Origin of the sequence: Marinobacter profundi, from assembly GCF_002744715.1 — a bacterium.
GTDB lineage: Bacteria > Pseudomonadota > Gammaproteobacteria > Pseudomonadales > Oleiphilaceae > Marinobacter > Marinobacter profundi.
The window spans coordinates 1-16,841 of the sequence record NZ_KZ319370.1; the positions used below are offsets into that span (position 1 = coordinate 1).

At 61.0% G+C, this 16,841-nt stretch carries 8 protein-coding genes; 5 read left to right on the top strand and 3 right to left on the bottom strand.

The features are described from left to right. Together CLH61_RS08070 and CLH61_RS08075 are read right to left on the bottom strand one after the other, a co-directional pair. Positions 1 to 8,399, bottom strand: an 8,399-nt coding sequence (locus CLH61_RS08070) for an Ig-like domain-containing protein (RefSeq protein ID WP_143752124.1), incomplete at its 3' end; no start/stop codon positions are given. Between the two features lie 179 nt (positions 8,400 to 8,578). Continuing rightward, complete coding sequence (locus CLH61_RS08075; protein ID WP_099614224.1) at positions 8,579 to 10,159, bottom strand: flavin-containing monooxygenase; 1,581 nt, start codon at positions 10,157 to 10,159, stop codon at positions 8,579 to 8,581. Positions 10,160 to 10,468: 309 nt separating this feature from the next. On the opposite strand from CLH61_RS08075, the gene CLH61_RS08080 reads away from it, so the two are divergent. The 3 genes from CLH61_RS08080 (at position 10,469) to pntB (ending at position 14,187) form a co-directional block, all read left to right on the top strand. Beyond that, positions 10,469 to 11,101, top strand: a complete 633-nt coding sequence (locus tag CLH61_RS08080; protein ID WP_099614617.1) for a TetR family transcriptional regulator — start codon at positions 10,469 to 10,471, stop codon at positions 11,099 to 11,101. 101 nt (positions 11,102 to 11,202) lie between these two features. Next, positions 11,203 to 12,780, top strand: a complete 1,578-nt coding sequence (locus CLH61_RS08085) for a Re/Si-specific NAD(P)(+) transhydrogenase subunit alpha (protein ID WP_099614225.1) — start codon at positions 11,203 to 11,205, stop codon at positions 12,778 to 12,780. A gap of 12 nt (positions 12,781 to 12,792) precedes the next feature. Further along, positions 12,793 to 14,187 carry a Re/Si-specific NAD(P)(+) transhydrogenase subunit beta gene (pntB, locus tag CLH61_RS08090; RefSeq protein WP_099614226.1) on the top strand — a complete coding sequence of 465 codons (1,395 nt, stop codon included), beginning with the start codon at positions 12,793 to 12,795 and terminating at the stop codon, positions 14,185 to 14,187. Positions 14,188 to 14,238: 51 nt separating this feature from the next. On the opposite strand, the gene CLH61_RS08095 is transcribed toward pntB, so the two are convergent. Then, positions 14,239 to 15,351, bottom strand: coding sequence for an NADH:flavin oxidoreductase (locus CLH61_RS08095; protein WP_099614618.1), 1,113 nt, complete (start codon positions 15,349 to 15,351; stop codon positions 14,239 to 14,241). Positions 15,352 to 15,441: 90 nt separating this feature from the next. On the opposite strand from CLH61_RS08095, the gene CLH61_RS08100 reads away from it, so the two are divergent. After that, a complete protein-coding gene (locus tag CLH61_RS08100; protein WP_099614619.1) occupies positions 15,442 to 15,927 on the top strand; it encodes a winged helix-turn-helix transcriptional regulator in 486 nt (161 codons plus the stop codon). A 159-nt stretch (positions 15,928 to 16,086) separates the two neighbouring features. Then, positions 16,087 to 16,782 (top strand): OmpW/AlkL family protein, encoded by a 696-nt coding sequence (locus tag CLH61_RS08105; RefSeq protein ID WP_099614227.1) that lies wholly within the window; start codon positions 16,087 to 16,089, stop codon positions 16,780 to 16,782. Positions 16,783 to 16,841: the final 59 nt, after the last annotated feature.

Here is a 16,841-nt window from a genome sequence, read left to right on the forward strand (position 1 = left end):
AGCAGGTTACCCACGCTGTCGTAGCTGTTCTGGTAGACGTTGCCACGGGCGTCAGCAATGGTCAGCTCCTGGCCACGGCTGTTGAAAGTGAACGCGACCGTGTTGCCGAGGGCATCGGTCTGGGTGAGCTGGTTGTTGCGCTCATCGAAGCTGGCGGTGGTGACGTTGCCCAGCGGGTCCACCTGGCTGAGCTGGTTGCCCCGCTCGTCGTAGCTGTAATTCCAGCTATGGCCGGCCGCATCCACCTTGGTGGTGACGTTACCCCGGTCATCGTAGTAGTACAGCGTGGTGTTGCCATTACGGTCGGTGACCACAGACTGACGGCCTTCAACGTCGTGGTTGAAGTCCGTGCGGTTGCCATCGCTGTCTTCCTGGGCGATCAGCCGGCCACTCTCGTCGTAGATATTGCGGACCAGGGTGCGGCCGAGCGGGTCGATGATGTCCAGCAAGCCGTGGTTACGGTTGTAGGTGTATGCGGTGGTATTCCCGAGGGCATCGGCACTGGCCTCCAGGTCCCCATCGCTGCTGTAGTGATAGGTGAGCTGGTCGCCCCCGGGGGTGGTGAGGGCCAGAATACGGCCGTGACTGTCACGCTGGAAGGTGACGGCCTTGCCGCTGGAATGGAAAATGCCATCGTTGGTATAGCGCAGGGAGTGACCGTTGGGGTCGACCACCTTCTCGATGCCAAAATCCTGGTTCAGGGTATAAATGTAGCCAGCCTGGGTGGTCAGCTCATAACGATCCGGATCAACCGGACCGGAGTAGTAGCCTGTCTCCAGCAGTGTTCCACCCTCATAACGGGCGGAGCTCTGGTTCAGCGCCTTGAGTGTGGACTGGGTATCTCCCACCGGATTGAACACCAGGCTGACATCCTTGATGACCTGATAGGTGTTACAGCGTGGCGATGCTCCCACCTCGAAGCGTTCGACATCCCCCGTGGGCAGGGTAACCGTCACGACGGGCGCACCCAGCGGCTCAACGCAGAAGTCGGCAATCAGGTTCATCGGGCCGCGGTTGTACTGGTTCACCGTCCAGTAACTACCCAACGTCCGGGACTCCTCAACTTTGGCGTCCTGATAGCCAACGCTCCAGCCATGGCCAAAGTCCAGCTGCTCGAACCTGCGACGGCTATCGTAGGTCCGGGTGACCCGGATCGGGATACCGGCCATCGGAATCGCCAGGTCTTCCAGGGTAATGCTGAAGTTGCCAACCTTGAGATCACCCTCGACCTGCAGGGACATCATGGCCGAGGCGGACAGACCATTCACATCCAGTGCCAGGACGGCCAGGTCATATTGGCCATTCATCAGCAGACTTGGGTCGAAGGTTGCGACCGGAGCCGACAGCTGGTTGGTGCTGCCCTCGGCAATCACCTGCCAGTCACTCGTGCCGGCCGGCGTAATGAGCACCTCCCACGCGGCCAGATTATCATCCTCGATGGTGGCGATGACCGGTGTCGGTGCAGTAACGACAATACCGTTCTCCGGTCCTTCCAGGCTCACTACCGGCGCAGTGGTATCACTGCTATCCCGGAGCGTGACATAGGCAACGCCGGTCGCACTGGTGTCCCGATCAGTCACTTTGGCGGTCACGGTATGACGGCCAACACCGGTTGCGGTCCAATAACTGCGGCCGTAGGGGTTGACCGGCAACGGCTGCCCATCGACGTCGACCGCGGTGACGAGTTCGCCGGTGCCACCCTGGGTGAACACATCGATAGTGACCGTGCCACCCGCGTCCACGGCGTCCGGAGTAACCAGCACGGTTACCGCCAGCGGCAAGGGTTCATCCTGTACCCGGAGCGTCGTGTTCTGCAGGGTTCGCCCCTTGCCATCGTCGGCATAGTAGGAGATCTCGTGAATACCGATCTGATCCGCCGTCGGTATCCAGCTCACGCGGCCCGAGGGGTCAACGGTCATCCCGTCAGGCTGAACCATCGCACCAAAGGTGATGGCGTCGCCATCGGCATCCGTTGCCTCCAACTGATAATGGTAGGTTTCACCAACTACCGTCTGAAAGGCCGGGCGGCTGGTGATTTCGGGATAGGCGTTCTCCGTCAACTCAACCACCGTGAGCGTATAGCTCTGGGTTGCCCATGCCGAGCCGTCTGACACCCGCACGGTAACCCGATGATCGCCCTGCTGCTCTGCCGTCGGTGTCCAGCGCAGCTGGCCGCTGCTACTCAGCGCCATGCCTCCGGGCCCGGTCTCGAGGGTATAGCCAAGACTGTCGCCATCGGCATCCCGGGCGATCACGTCGTAGCTGTATTGCTCACCGACGAACGCCGGCGAGGTGGGTACGCTGCTGATTTCCGGTGCCGCATTGGCCACCGCCGGCACATTCACTGCAATGCCAAAACTCTGTGTTGACGCGGCGCCACGGGCATCCGTCACCCGGACAACCACATCGTGAACCTGCCCGGCCTGAGCCTGCGCCGGCGTCCAGCTGACCTGTCCACCACTGAGGGTCATGCCATTGGGCGCCCGTTCCAGACGGGAACTGAAGTTGTCACCGTCGCTGTCAACGGCCGTCAGTGCATAGCTGTAGAGAGCGTCCGCAAGTGCCTGGGTTTCCGGCAGGCTGGTGATCTGTGGCGGATGGTTGGCACTTTCGTTGACCGGCAAAGTAAGCTTCTGGCGCGCCTCACCACCGCGACCATCGGAAACGGCAATCTCGGCAATGGCGGTGTCGCCAATCCACTCGATGGCGGGTAGCCAGCTGAACAGTCCGGCAGCCGTCAGCTCCATCCCCGCTTCGGAGGTGATCAGCGTATAGCTGAGGTCATCGCCATCGGGATCATTGGCGGTCACCTGGTAGCTGAATCGCTGGCCGGCATAAACCGCCCCGCCCGGCGTACTGGTGATGGTCGGCGGCTGGTTGCCACTGTGGGGGTCGACAACCTCGATCAGGAAATACTGTCGGCTGGATGCCCCACGGGTATCCAGGGCAGTAACCTCAGCGGAGTAAACACCCAACGCATCCAGCGATGGCGTCCAGCGAATGCTGCCGGTGACACCGTCAATGGTCATGCCAGGCTGGGACCGGCTCAGCAGGTAAACCACTGCGTCCCCATCGGGGTCGGTGGCGACGGGGTCGTACCGGTAGGTTTCGCCGCCGACAACAGTTCCCGGTGCTTCAGTTTCGAAAACCGGAGCCAGGTTATCTGCGGGAGTCACCGTTACCACATGCGTCTGCTCGGTGACGGCGCCGGAGAGGTCGGTCGCCTGCACCTGAAGGGTATACAGACCTTCGCCAAGTCCTTCGGCAACGATCCTGCCAGTACGAGAATTGAGGTCAAAGCCGGCTGGCGCGTCAACCAGTTCAAAACGATGGGCATCGCCGCGATCCGGATCGGCCACGGCAAACTCGAAACCGTAGGGCTGGCCAACGACCGCAGTGCTGGACGCTGCACTGGTGAAGGTCGGCTCGTCATTGCTGTCCGCCATCGATACAGCGAATTTCTGGCGATCGAACAATCCGGCCTCGTCGTAGGCGCGGACCTCCACCACGGCAGCCAGAGTTTCATTGTTGTCGGTGACGCACTCGGCAGCCGCAGCGGGCAGTGAGACAACGGCCCTGATGGTATCGGTGATAACTCCGTCATCCACCACCAGGCTGGCCCGGGTTTGCTCTCCGGCGGCCAACCCGGAAACGGTGACCTCGCCAAGGGCGGTTTCCCCGGTCCAGCCGTGCTGGTGCATGAACCGCACGGTTAACGGCCCCGCCAGCGGAGCCAGCCCCCGGTTCAGGACCTGAACAGAGACCGTGCTGGCAGCCGCGTCGTAGGCGATGCCGGTGACTGTCACATCGGGCAGTGCCAGCGCGTCGCGATCCGGGAACGTATTGAGACGGAAGGAGTTGTGGGTAAGCCAGCTGGCCACCGGACGCGCCGGCACCGACATATCATCGTTGATGTTATTGATGTTGTAGGCGTGCTGGTTCCAGATGGAACGGGTGGGTGCCCAGGAGTCGCTGGCATCCTCAAAAACTCGAATGCCCGCAAATGCACCACGACTGTAGTTATTGGCAATGACCACAACTTCGGCATGGCCGTCGTTGTCTACGTCCGCAACCACCGGCAGTTCATGGGTGGTTCCACTGGTATTTTCCACTTCGTAGACAATTTCCCCCGTAGGGCCGTCATAAACCCGGAAGAAATACTCATCGGCATAAACGACTTCCGCACGTCCATCCCCGTTGAAATCAAAGACCGAAGACCCGGTTTTGTTGGAGGATCGATCACGCGTGGCGGACTGCCAGACGATGTCTCCATTGGCGTCGAACACCACATAGGCATTGGCTCCCGCCACCCCGATTTCCGGAATGCCATCGCCCGTCATATCAGCAACGGTGGGGGGCCCACCGACGCCGCCACCCGGTATATCCTTCCCACTCCAGACGACCGAACCATCATTACGGTAGAGACTGACGCGACCACTGTGCACAACCGCCAGTTCCGGTGTCCCGTTCTCATCAAAGTCACCAACAGCGGCAAAGCCATCTCCGCGGTTAAACATTATCTGACCGTCGTGACGGTAGACCGTGCCACCCGCGATGACTTCCTGGAATCCGTCATTATCGATGTCAGCAGCAAACGACAGCGGGCCCACGCCATTACCACCAGCGGCTCCGGCCCCGCGCCAGAGTACCTGGCCCACATTATCGAACACGGTGTTGCCTACGATGATTTCCGGTACAGCGTCACCGTCCAGATCGGCAATTGTGGGCCCGCCCCAGCGGACATCAACCCGGTAACTCGACTCCCACTTGATACTGCCATCATGGGAAAACACGATGAGGCCACCGCCATACCGACCAGTGATGATCTCGACATTGCCATCGCCATCAATATCGGCAGCCGCCGGGGAGCTGACCGGCAAAATGGAAGCCGAGGAGGAAGTCCAGATATGTTCTCCCGACTTTGCCCAGACGGCCCTCAGGTAGCCCGGATTGTTGTAATAAGAGTTTCGGAAGGTCTGGAAGATAATGGCAATATCATCCTGGGTATTAACCGTGCCATCACCGTTAGTGTCGAAGAGGGGCACCGCAATCGGTGCATGCATAACCTGGTTATAGCTGGACGCAGGTAAGCCGGTCGCGGTCCAGCGCCATTTCTCAATTGGCTCGAGAGCGCCCAGATTCCGATCTGGCTCACCTATGCACAGGGCGTTCGTGTCGGATCGGTTATCCACCCATTTCGGGGTGGCCCGCCACTCAATCACCCCACTCTCCCGCACAATCTCCATTCCCGGGGGCGCAAGCTCGAGACCAAAAGCCAGCTCATCGCCCTGATTGGGGTCCTGTGCGTCGATGTCGTAGCGGTAGCCGGATGCTTCGTCGCCGGCTGCAACGATGGGCGTTACGATCTGCGGTGGCAGGTTTTCATGGATGACCAGGGTGAAGGTCTGCTCTGTGGTCGCACCACGGAGGTCGGTGACAAGTACCACAACCTCATACTCGCCAGGGGCGACGCCGCCGGGAGCGGACGTGAAGCGGCCGGTTCGTTCATCCACGTACAACCCGTCCGGGCCGGACACCAGGGTGAAGATATGGGCGTCTCCCACGTCCGTGTCGGATACCTGAACCTGGTAGTTGAATGACTGTCCACCTTCCAGCTCCGTCTGTGGCTCACTGGCGATGACCGGCGCTTCGTTGACGTCCTCCACATTCAGCACATAGAGCTGGGTATCACTGAGGCCATCGGGGTCGGCGACGCGATGGCGTATCAGCGCCGCACGGGTGATGTTGTTGTTGATTTCACATTCTGCAACCGCCGGATTGGCGGTAAGCACAACGGTGATATCGTCGGTCAGCGCCTCGTCAGCCACCAGGATGGACGGCTGGCTGCGCGCGCCGCTCAGCAGGCTGGCTACCTGGGTCGAGCCGAGATAGACAGGCTCGTCCCCAAGGCCTGCGAAAAACGCCAGGTCCAGGGGTACCCGGATGTCAGCCAGCCCCCGGTTGGTCAGTTCCACGCTGAGCTGGTGGGTGCCATCGCGGCCTCCGGTCAGGGTCACGTGGCCAAGACGGACATCCGGGTTACCCAGGTGGTCAAGGGCCACCGGCAGGTAGGCCATGACCAGGCTGGTGGTTGCCAGCCGGGTACCGAACAGGCCACTGGTGGTCAGCCAGGTACCACCCGCCTGCTGACTGTCCAGCAGGTACTCGATGTTGGCAAGCACCGCCGGATCCGTCAGTTCCGGATTCTGGTAGTTCAGCGCCAGCCCCACCCAGGCGGCTGCCAGCGGGTCACTTCGGGTTCCGCCAGCAGTGATCGCCCAGCCACCATCCTCGCGTTGACGCTGGCGCAACTGCTGATCCAGCAACTGCACCGCATCCGTAATCCGGGACTGCAGATCGTCGCTGTCCACATAGGGGGCGATTTCGGCGAGGCCCACCAGCCGGAAGACCCGCTTGAAAGTATCGGCTTCATTGTTATCCAGACCCGCCAGCAGATACTCGGCCATCGCCGGCATCAGTAGCCGGTAGCTGTCCGCAAGGGTCAGTTGCTCCGCGGTCGGGCTGTCGAGCGCTTCCAGATCATTCAGATAACCGGCCGCCGCCTGCCCCACCAGGGCAGTCATACTCAGTGGCTCCCGTAACCAGCCACTGCTGTGGTCTGTCGTCCAGTATGCGCGGTTGCCACTGGTGGCTACCCGATCAAGGAAGAACCTGAGCCCGTTCTGCCGGACCTGGAAGGTGCGCTCGCGTTCCGGCACGGCATTCAGTGCCCAGAGCGCAAAGGCCGTCTGGTTTTTGGCATAACCGGGGTGGGAGCGACGAATCGAGCCGTCCCCGAGCTGGGAGGACAGGATTTCAGCCAGCAGGTATTCCGCCGCTTCCTCGTCCACCTCGGCCTTGTCCTTCGACGACTCGATGCCCAGCAGGCTCTGGGTCTGAATATGACAGCCAAGACACTGGTTCTGCTTGTGCCAGGCAATTGCCTGGGGAGCAACATAACGGCTGGCGTCCGCAATCGCTGTTCGGACACGATTGAACAGGGGCGCAATGTACGCAATGCCACTGCCGCCATCGCCCTCTTCGTAGACCTTCACATTCCCGGTCGGCACCACATAACACTGCTGGTTGAACGAGGGTACGGACTGGGTGAACAACTCGGGCGGCAGCCAGCGGATGATGCCGCTGGCCGGATCCATTGCCATTCCTTCCGGCCCTCGGTCGAGGTTGTGGACCAGAACATCCTGGTTGGGATCCTCAGCCACAACCGGATAGCTGTACAACTGCTGTTCCGGCGTTGCCACGATGGGGAGACTGGTTATGACCGGCGGCAGGTTTGGCTGGATGACATTGATGGTGATGGTTGCGGTCGCGTGTAATTCGCCATCAGAAACCTGGTAGGTCAGAACTTCCTGGCCCTCGAACCAGGGCTCCGGAGTATAGACAAGATGGGGTGCGGTGCCGGAAAAGGTGCCGTGAACAGGTTCATTGACCAGGCTGAACGACAGCGTCTCACTGTCAATATCAGAACCGACCAGGGTGATGGCAACCGGATCTCCGCCCTCGGTTTCCGCGACGATATCGCTGGCCACCGGAGGATCATTCACCGGTAGCACCTCGATCGAGACTACCGCCGGCCCGGACAACTGCTCCCCGTCGTGAACCCGGAACCGGAGCTGGTCGTTTCCGGAATAATCCGCTTGGGGCGTATAAATCACCTCGCTACCCGATACCTCGATGGTGCCATGTTGTGGCGCCTCCAGAAGCTCATAGGTGAGGGCGTCGTTATCGCCATCCAGGGCCTGTAACTCGAACGCCACCGGAGTATCTTCCGGCGTCTCCACACGGCTGTTGAGGGTTTCAGGGCGATGGTTGTAGCACCGGGTGAATCGTTCGAACGTGAAATCGATATAACCCTTGCCATTAAGGGCGAAATCAGTCAGTCGGACGACGGCAAAACGGGCAACGCCATAGTTGAAGTTGGCCCCCTGCCCCGCCAGTTCGCCCCACACCGGGATGATGATGTTGCGACCAAGCAGGCCGGCAAGTCCGGTACGGACCGCCTGGCTGTTATTGACACCCGGCGCTCCCTGGACGAAGTCACCAACATCGAGGCGGGCATCGGTCGGATCATCGGGATTGCGGTAGGAACCACTGGTTCCGGGGGGCACCAGCGCTGCCGCCAGGGTATTGGTGTCGTTGGCGCCGCGCCACGAGAGCCAGCTGTAGTTGCCCTGTCCGGTGCCGAGCGCAACCTGCTGGAACGTCTGCCCTGGCGCCGCAGAGGCTATCAGAGAGTCGGAAATGGTCAGAGGATAAAGTGAACAGAAGTCCGGGCCGAGGACGATGTCGTCGGTTTCGCTGAAGGGCTGGGCCTGTGCGGCAGAGAGAAAAGAGGCAACAACCCAGGTGAACGCCAGCCCGAATGCGAACTTGTACATCACAACTTCCTTGTCTGATTTAAGTGCAAACCCTCTGCACTACTGCAAATGAATGCGACGCATTGTAGGAACGGGCAGCCGGCGTCCAGCGTGCACAGTTCACAAATTTACATTCACTTACAAAAAACAAGGCAAAAACGGGCCCTAAGGCCCGTTAGCAAACACCCGGCCTGACCGCCTCAGGCGACCGCCGGTTCACCCGGTTCCGCCACGGTTGCCCGGCTCTCACACAGGTACTGCGCGGCATCAAAACTGCGGGTCTGCTGGCGGAACTGCCAAGTGAAGCCCGGCCACAAGGTGGTGTTCTTGCCGTTTTCATTGACGTACCAGCTCTTGCAGCCGGTCTGCCACACCGAATCACCCAGTTTGGCGTGAATCGAGGCGTTGTACTTGCTGAACGCATCGGCCTTCACTTCGACGCTGGTCCAGTCGTGTTTTTTCATCTTGTTCAAGGCGTCCAGGATGTACTGGATCTGGGATTCAATCATATACACCATGGAGCTGTGACCGAGCCCGGTGTTGGGTCCCATGATCATAAAGAAGTTGGGAAAACCCGCTACGGTGGTGCCTTTATAAGCCTCGGCACCCTCCTTCCAGGCATCCAGCAGGTCCTGCCCACCACGGCCGAACACCATGCCTCGGGGGATGGGCTCCTGAGCCTTGAAGCCGGTACCGAAGATGATGCAGTCCACCGCCCGCTCAACCCCACGGTCATCAACAATCACATCGCCCCGAACCTCACGGATACCGTCGGTAAGAACGTCGACATGGTCCTGATCCAGTGCCGGGTAATAGTTATTGGAAATCAGCACCCGCTTGCAGCCAAAGTGAAACTCCGGCGTGACCTTCCTGCGCAGCTCCTTGTCGCGGATCTGGCTGCGGATGTGGCGTCGGGCCTGGAGTTCTCCGAGTTTCAGGATGCGCGGGTTACCAACAAATCCCAGCACCCGGGCTTCCAGCATCCAGTAGATGCTCTGACGCAGGGCATTGAGGGTTTGCGGGAACTTGCGGAACATCATTTTTTCCAGCGGGCGGATGGCGCGATCCGGCTTGGGCATGATCCAGGGCGGGGTACGCTGGTACAGGTCCAGATGGCCAGCGTCCTTCGCCACCTCTGGCACAAACTGGATGGCCGAGGCGCCGGTGCCGATTACCGCTACCCGCTTGCCCTTGAAGTCGTAGCTGTGGTCCCAGTCCTGGGAGTGAAAGCTTTTACCGGTGAAGGTTTCAAGCCCGTTGATGGCCGGGTAGGCGGGGGTGCTTAGGCCGCCCATACCGGACACCACGATGTCCGCCCGCAGGGTGGTAAATGCCGGCAGGTCACGGTCGGAACGGTCCAGGGGGTCACCGGGCTTGAGGCCTTTATTCTGCCTGTAGGCCCACAGTTTGGGGCTGTCACAGGTTTCCACGGTCCAGCTGGCGGTCTTCTCGTTATAGCGGGCCTCCGCCACGTGGGTATTCAGGCGGATGTGTTCCATCAGGCCGTACTTTTCGGCACAGCTCCGGAGGTATGCCTTGATCTCCTTCTGCTGGGCGAACATGCGGCTCCACTCGGGGTTCTGTTCGAAGGAGAAAGAGTACAGCGCAGACTGGACGTCGCAGGCGCATCCCGGGTAGTGGTTCTCGTGCCAGGTGCCGCCCACGTCATCACTCTGTTCGAGAATGACGAAATCGTTGTAGCCGGCTTCCTTCAGTTTGATGCCCATTCCCAGGCCGGAGAAGCCCGTGCCGATGATGGCGATCTGTGCGGTTTGTGTCATCGTTACGCTCCTGCGTCGGCCTTGGCGGCCTTGGCTGTTGTTGTCGGTGTGGTCATCATGACCGGGTAGACACATGTATACATTCGCAGGTAGACACTTGTATACTTCTGAAATTCAGATCCCGGCGGTTTGGCCCCGGGAGACAACAGACTGTCCCGACTCCCCGCGCCCAATCCGGCGGGGCCGGGTGGGCAGGGCTTCCGAAAATGCTTGGAGCCAGGGATGGCGGAAAGCAAGCGTACATGGATGTACTCGCAGCGGTTTTCGGAAGCCCTGCCCACCCGGCCCTTCCCCGAAGCTGAGAGATCCATGAACCTCATGACCGGCGGAAAACTGAAACTGGTGCAGGCCGCGCTACGGCTGATCACCGAAACCCGCAGCCTGACATCCCTGGGCCTGCGGGAACTTGCCCGTGAAGCCGGACTCAACCCGAACACCTTTTATCGTCACTTCAAAAACCTCGATGAGTTCGGCCTGCAGGTACTGGATTATATTGCCGAGGACATGAAAGCCGGGGTACGGCAGTTGCGGCAGATGGCCGCGTCCTCCGAACAGGCCTCCCACGAAACAGTCGCTTTCGTCTACCACTACTTCCTGGCCAATCCGGCCGCCACCACGGTGGCAGTGCGGGAATTGCACGGGCCGTCCGCGGTTCTTCGGCAGGCGCTGGAAGCCCAGCTGGATGCCAGTGCCCGGGAAATGGCTGAGGACATTCTCGAGCGCAGGCTGGTCGCCGGCGTGGCCGCAGAGACGATTCACGAGATCTCTCGGATGACCATCCGCTACATTCTGTTCCGGGCCATGGACTACATCGAGAAGCCGCATCAGCGGGAGTCCATTCAGCAGGAGACCGAGCGCTTCATCAATCGCCAGTTTCGCGGCGCGCTGCTGGATGACCTTTCGCCCGCCCGGCTCGAGCAACTGGTCACAACGCTCGTTTAGCGACACAGCAGCACCCGGCCGCAACAGGCAGGATTCTCAGGTTGCACTAATCTGTATAGCAGGCATCAGATTCATCGGTTCTCCCGGAGGTCGCCTGCATCATGAAACTTGGTATCCCGAAAGAGATTTTTCCAGACGAGCGGCGGGTTGCGGCAACGCCGCCGTCCGTGCACAAGCTGATCGCCCTGGGTTACGACGTGGTTGTCGAAGCCGGGGCCGGTGAGGCGGCCCATTACCGCGATGAGGCCTACGAGGCAGTGGGTGCAGCGGTCGCCGTCGATACCCGCGCATTGTGGAGCGAAGCGGACTTCATCCTGAAGGTGCGGGCGCCGATGGATAATCCCGCCCTGGGCAAGCACGAGGCCGACCTGATGAAACCGGGTGCGTTCCTCGTCAGCTACATCTGGCCGGCGCAGAATCCCGAACTGCTGCAGAAACTGGCGGCCCGCAACATCACCAGCTTTGCCATTGACAGCCTGCCCCGCATCAGTCGCGCCCAGAAAATGGACGCCCTCAGCGCCATGGCCAACATCGCCGGTTATCGTGCCGTGATTGAGGCGGCCAATCGCTTCGGCCGCTTCTTTACCGGGCAGGTCACCGCCGCCGGCAAGGTACCGCCGGCCAAGGTCATGGTGATCGGTGCCGGGGTGGCCGGGCTCGCCGCCGTGGGAGCGGCGAACAGTATGGGAGCGGTGGTGCGGGCATTTGACACCCGGCTGGAAGTGAAAGAACAGATTGAAAGCATGGGCGCGGAATTCCTCCAGCTGGATTTCGGGGATGAAGACGGCAGCGGCAGCGGTGGTTACGCCAAACAGATGAGCGACGAGTTCATCAAGGCGGAAATGGCACTGTTTGCCGAACAGGCCAGGGAGGTCGACATCATCATCACCACCGCGCTGATTCCGGGCAAACCCGCACCCAAGCTGATCACCGCAGACATGGTGAAATCGATGAAGCCGGGGAGCGTGATTGTCGACCTCGCCTCCGAGCGCGGCGGCAACTGTGAGCTGACCGAACCGGGCAAAGTTGTCGAACAGCATGGCGTCACGCTGATTGGCTATACCGACCTGCCCAGCCGCATGGCCAAGGTTGCCAGCGATCTGTACGCCACCAACCTGTTCCATTTACTGACCGAGCTGACCCCGGACAAGAACGGCCAGCCCGCGGTGAATATGGATGACGACGTTATCCGCGGCCTGACGGTGGTGCTGGGCCACGACGTAACCTGGCCACCACCACAGCCGCAGGCGCCGGTGAGCCCCAAACCCGCGCCCGGCACCGAGGAACCCTCCGCCGAACAGCAGGCGGCAGCGCGGCGGCAATCCGAGCGCCGCAGCCTGATTGGCAAGGGGGCGCTGCTGGTGGCCACCGTGGCCGCGCTCTATGCCGTTGGCGCTCATGCGCCGGAAAGCTTCCTGCGCCACTTCACGGTATTTGTATTGGCCTGTTTCATCGGCTGGCAAGTTATCTGGAATGTCACTGCCTCCCTGCATACCCCGCTGATGAGCGTGACCAACGCCATCAGCGGCATCATTGTGATCGGCGCCATGCTGCACCTGGCCCGGGCAGAGAGCATTGCGGTCGGCATCATGGCCTTTGTCGCGGTGCTGATCGCCAGCATCAACGTGGGGGGCGGCTTCCGGGTCACCCATCGCATGCTCAGAATGTTCCGCAAGTAGGAGGCGCCCGCCATGAGTACCGGACTCGTCAGTGTGGCCTATGTGGTGGCCAGCGTGTTGTTCATCCTCAGCCTGGGCGGACTCAGCCATCAGGAGTCGGCTCGCCGCGGCAATCTCTACGGGGTTGCCGGCATCATTCTCGCCCTGGCGGCCACCCTGGCCAGCGTCAGCGATGAGGGCATCACCGCCATCGTCATCGCTGTGCTGGCAGGTGCCAGCATCGGAATCGCCATCGCCAACAAGGTTGAAATGACCCAGATGCCGCAACTGGTGGCACTGCTGCACAGCTTTGTGGGCCTGGCGGCGGTGCTGGTGGGCTTCGCCGGCTACCTTGAGCCGCTGACCAGCACCACCGGCACCGAGCACACCATCAAACTGGTGGAGGTGTATGTCGGCATCTTTATCGGTGCCGTCACGTTTACCGGCTCGCTGGTGGCCTGCGGCAAACTGGATGGCCGCATCGACAGCAAGGCCCTGACCCTGCCCGGCCGGCATGTAATGAACCTGGCGGCCGTCGTTGTCTCGGTCATACTGGGCGGCTGGTTCCTCGGCACCGACAGCCTGGCCCTTGGCCTGCTCGCCCTGGTGCTGATGACGGTCATTGCCGCCGCCCTCGGTATTCACCTGATCATGGCCATCGGCGGTGCCGACATGCCGGTGGTGGTCTCCATGCTGAACAGCTACTCCGGCTGGGCGGCCGCCTCCATCGGCTTCATGCTGGGCAATGACCTGCTGATCGTCACCGGCGCCCTGGTCGGCAGCAGCGGCGCCATCCTCAGTTACATCATGTGCAAGGCCATGAACCGCTCGTTCATCAGCGTGATCCTTGGCGGTTTCGGCCAGACCACCAGTAGCGCTGCGGTCGCCGGTGCTGACCAGTCGGTCCAGGAAACCAGTAGTGACGAGGTGTGCGAGGAACTGCGCAATGCCGAGTCGGTGATCATTGTGCCGGGCTATGGCATGGCGGTGGCCCAGGCCCAGAGCGGGGTCAGTGACCTGACCCGGCTGCTGCGGGAGCGCGGGGTGAATGTCCGCTTCGGTATCCATCCGGTCGCCGGACGCCTGCCCGGGCACATGAACGTGCTGCTGGCGGAGGCCCACGTGCCCTATGACATCGTGCTGGAAATGGACGAGATCAACGGGGATTTTCCGGAAACCGACGTGGTGCTGGTGATCGGTGCCAACGATACCGTCAACCCGGCAGCCGCAGAGGATCCTGGCAGCCCGATTGCCGGCATGCCGGTGCTCGAAGTCTGGAAGGCCCGCCAGGTGGTGGTGCTGAAGCGGGGTATGGCAACGGGTTACTCCGGAGTGGAAAACCCGTTGTTCTTCAAGGACAACGCCCGCATGCTGTTTGGCGACGCCAAAGACAGCATCGACAAAATGGTCAGCGGCTTGCGGGCGTAAAGCCGTGCTGCAGGCTTCAGAGCGCTGCGGCACAGGCACTTCACGGCTGGATCAGTACAGCTCGGTCAGCGCTTTATTGGCGAACGGCGCCACCTCGCTGATCCGACCTTCCTTCACCTTGAGCAGCCATTGCGGGTCCTGCAGCAGGGCCCGGCCCACAGCAATCAGCTCGAACTCGTGGTTGTTCATCCGCTCCACCAGCTCGTCAATGCCGGACTGCGCCACCGCGTCCTGCTTGCTGGCAAAGGTACCGCTGATAAAGTCTTCGGTCAGACCCACGCTGCCCACCGACATCGCCGGCTTGCCGGACAACTTCTGGGTCCAGCCGGCCAGGTTCAGGCTGGAGCCTTCGAATTCCGGCTCCCAGAAGCGACGGGTGGAAGCATGGAAAATATCCACGCCCGCTTCTACCAGTGGCTTGAGGAATCGCTCCAGCTCTTGCGGGCTGTTGACCAGTTTCGCCTCGTAATCCTGCTGCTTCCACTGGGAGAACCGCAGCATGATGGGGAAGTCCGGGCCGACCCGGTGACGAACTTCCTCAACAATTTCCACCACGAAGCGCAGGCGTTTTTCCAGGCTACCGCCGTACTCATCCTCGCGCTGGTTGGTACCCTCCCAAAGGAACTGGTCCAACAGATAGCCATGGGCACCGTGGATTTCGACACCGTCAAAACCCAGCGCCCTGGCGTCCTGGGCGGCGTCGCCAAAGGCTTTGATCACATCGCGGATGTCTTCCAGGGACATGGCCTTGCCATTGGACTTGCCGGGCGCAAACAGACCGGACGGACTGTACCCTGGTACTGACGGATCGGGCTCGGTGCCCTCCTTGCGGACCGCTCCCACATGCCACAGCTGCGGGAAAATCGCACCGCCGGCTTCATGCACCGCATCCACCACCCGCTTCCAGCCGGCCAGGGCTTCATCGCCAAAGAAGGCCGGCACGTTGGGATAACCGTTGGCGGCGGGATGGTTAACATAAGTACCTTCGGTAATCAGCAGGCCCACGCCACCCTCGGCCCGGCGGCGGTAGTAGTCCACCACGTTATCGCCGGGCACGCCTTGCGGTGAAAAGTTGCGGGTCATCGGCGCCATGGCGACGCGGTTGCGCAGCGTCAGGTTGTGGATCTCAAACGGTTCGAACAAGGGGCCAAGATTCATGGACATGGTGAAAAACAACCTCATCAATTTGGTTTCGTTAAGCAACCCTATTCAATCTGGTTTTAAAATGCAACCCTATTGGGTACACTGCAAGCCATGGCCAGAAAACGTTTTGATGACTCCAGCTGTTCCGTCGCCCGCGCCCTCAATGAAGTGGGGGACTGGTGGTCGCTGCTGATTGTGCTGCAGGCCATGTACGGCACCCGCCGTTTCGTGGACTTTCAGCAGGAGCTCGGTATTGCCCGCAACATCCTGTGTGACCGGCTGGCACGGCTGGTGGACAACGAGGTGCTGAAAAAGGTCGACGTGGGCGAGCACGGCTCCCGCTTCGAGTACCGCCTCACCGACAAGGGTCGCGACCTGTTCCCGGTAGTGATTGCCCTGCGCCAGTGGGGGGACAAATGGAACCCCTGCCCCGACCGCGCGCCACTGGATCTACGGGATCGCGCCAGCGGCCGCCCGGTGCAGCAGATGCAGGTAACCGATGCCGACGGCAAACCGCTGACCGTGAGGGATGTCACGCTGGGCGATGCGGTTGGCGAGGACGAGCCCGCGTCAAAACGACAAAAGCAGGCCCGCTGACAAGCCGGAATTACCCTGCAGCGCGCCGTTTTTTGAGCTGGGTCAAACCGACAACCGGATTCACGACCCGACCTCTCCTTTCTTGCGTTATATCAAGTTTCAAATCTCCCCGAGGTTTAACCTGACGGTCATCAATGATTCAGGTGCAAGGAGATTGCCATGTCCCGTATGTTCAAACTCAGTGTTCTGGCCGCCGCCGTACTGGCCGCCCCGATTGCCCAGGCCTATGAGCCGGGTGACTTTATCCTTCGTGCCGGTGCCGTCACCGTGCAGCCGGATGCCTCCAGCAGCAACGTCAGCGTGGGCGGTGCCGAACTGGATGGCTGGCAGGTCGATGTTGAAGATGATACCCAGCTGGGCATTACCGCCACCTACATGCTGACGGATTTCGTGGGCATCGGTATTCTGGGCGCCACCCCGTTCAAGCATGACATCGAAGGCGACGCGGCGATCTCCGGCGCAGGCAAGCTGGCCGAAACCCGCCATCTGCCGCCGAGCATCACCTTCCAGTTCTTCCCGCTGGCGGCGGGCAGCAAGCTGCAGCCTTATGCCGGTATCGGCTTCAACTACACCACCTTCTTTGAAGAGAAGACCACCCAGACATTGACCGACGCGGTTGGCGCAGCCTCTACCGACATCGAGCTGGACGACAGCTTCGGCATTGCCGTGGAAGCAGGTGTGGATTACATGCTGACCGAGAACATCGGTATCAACGCCGCGGTCTGGTGGGCGGACATCGACACCGAAGCCACCATCGGCGCCTATGATGCGGCAGGCACCAAAGTTGCCACTGCCAAGGTGGATGTGGATATCGACCCCTGGGTTTACATGGTCGCGCTCAGCTACAAGTTCTGATGCCCGTGCCAGCCGGGAGCCTTCTGGTCTGTGGGCTCCCGACCGGTGCGTTCTCCTGT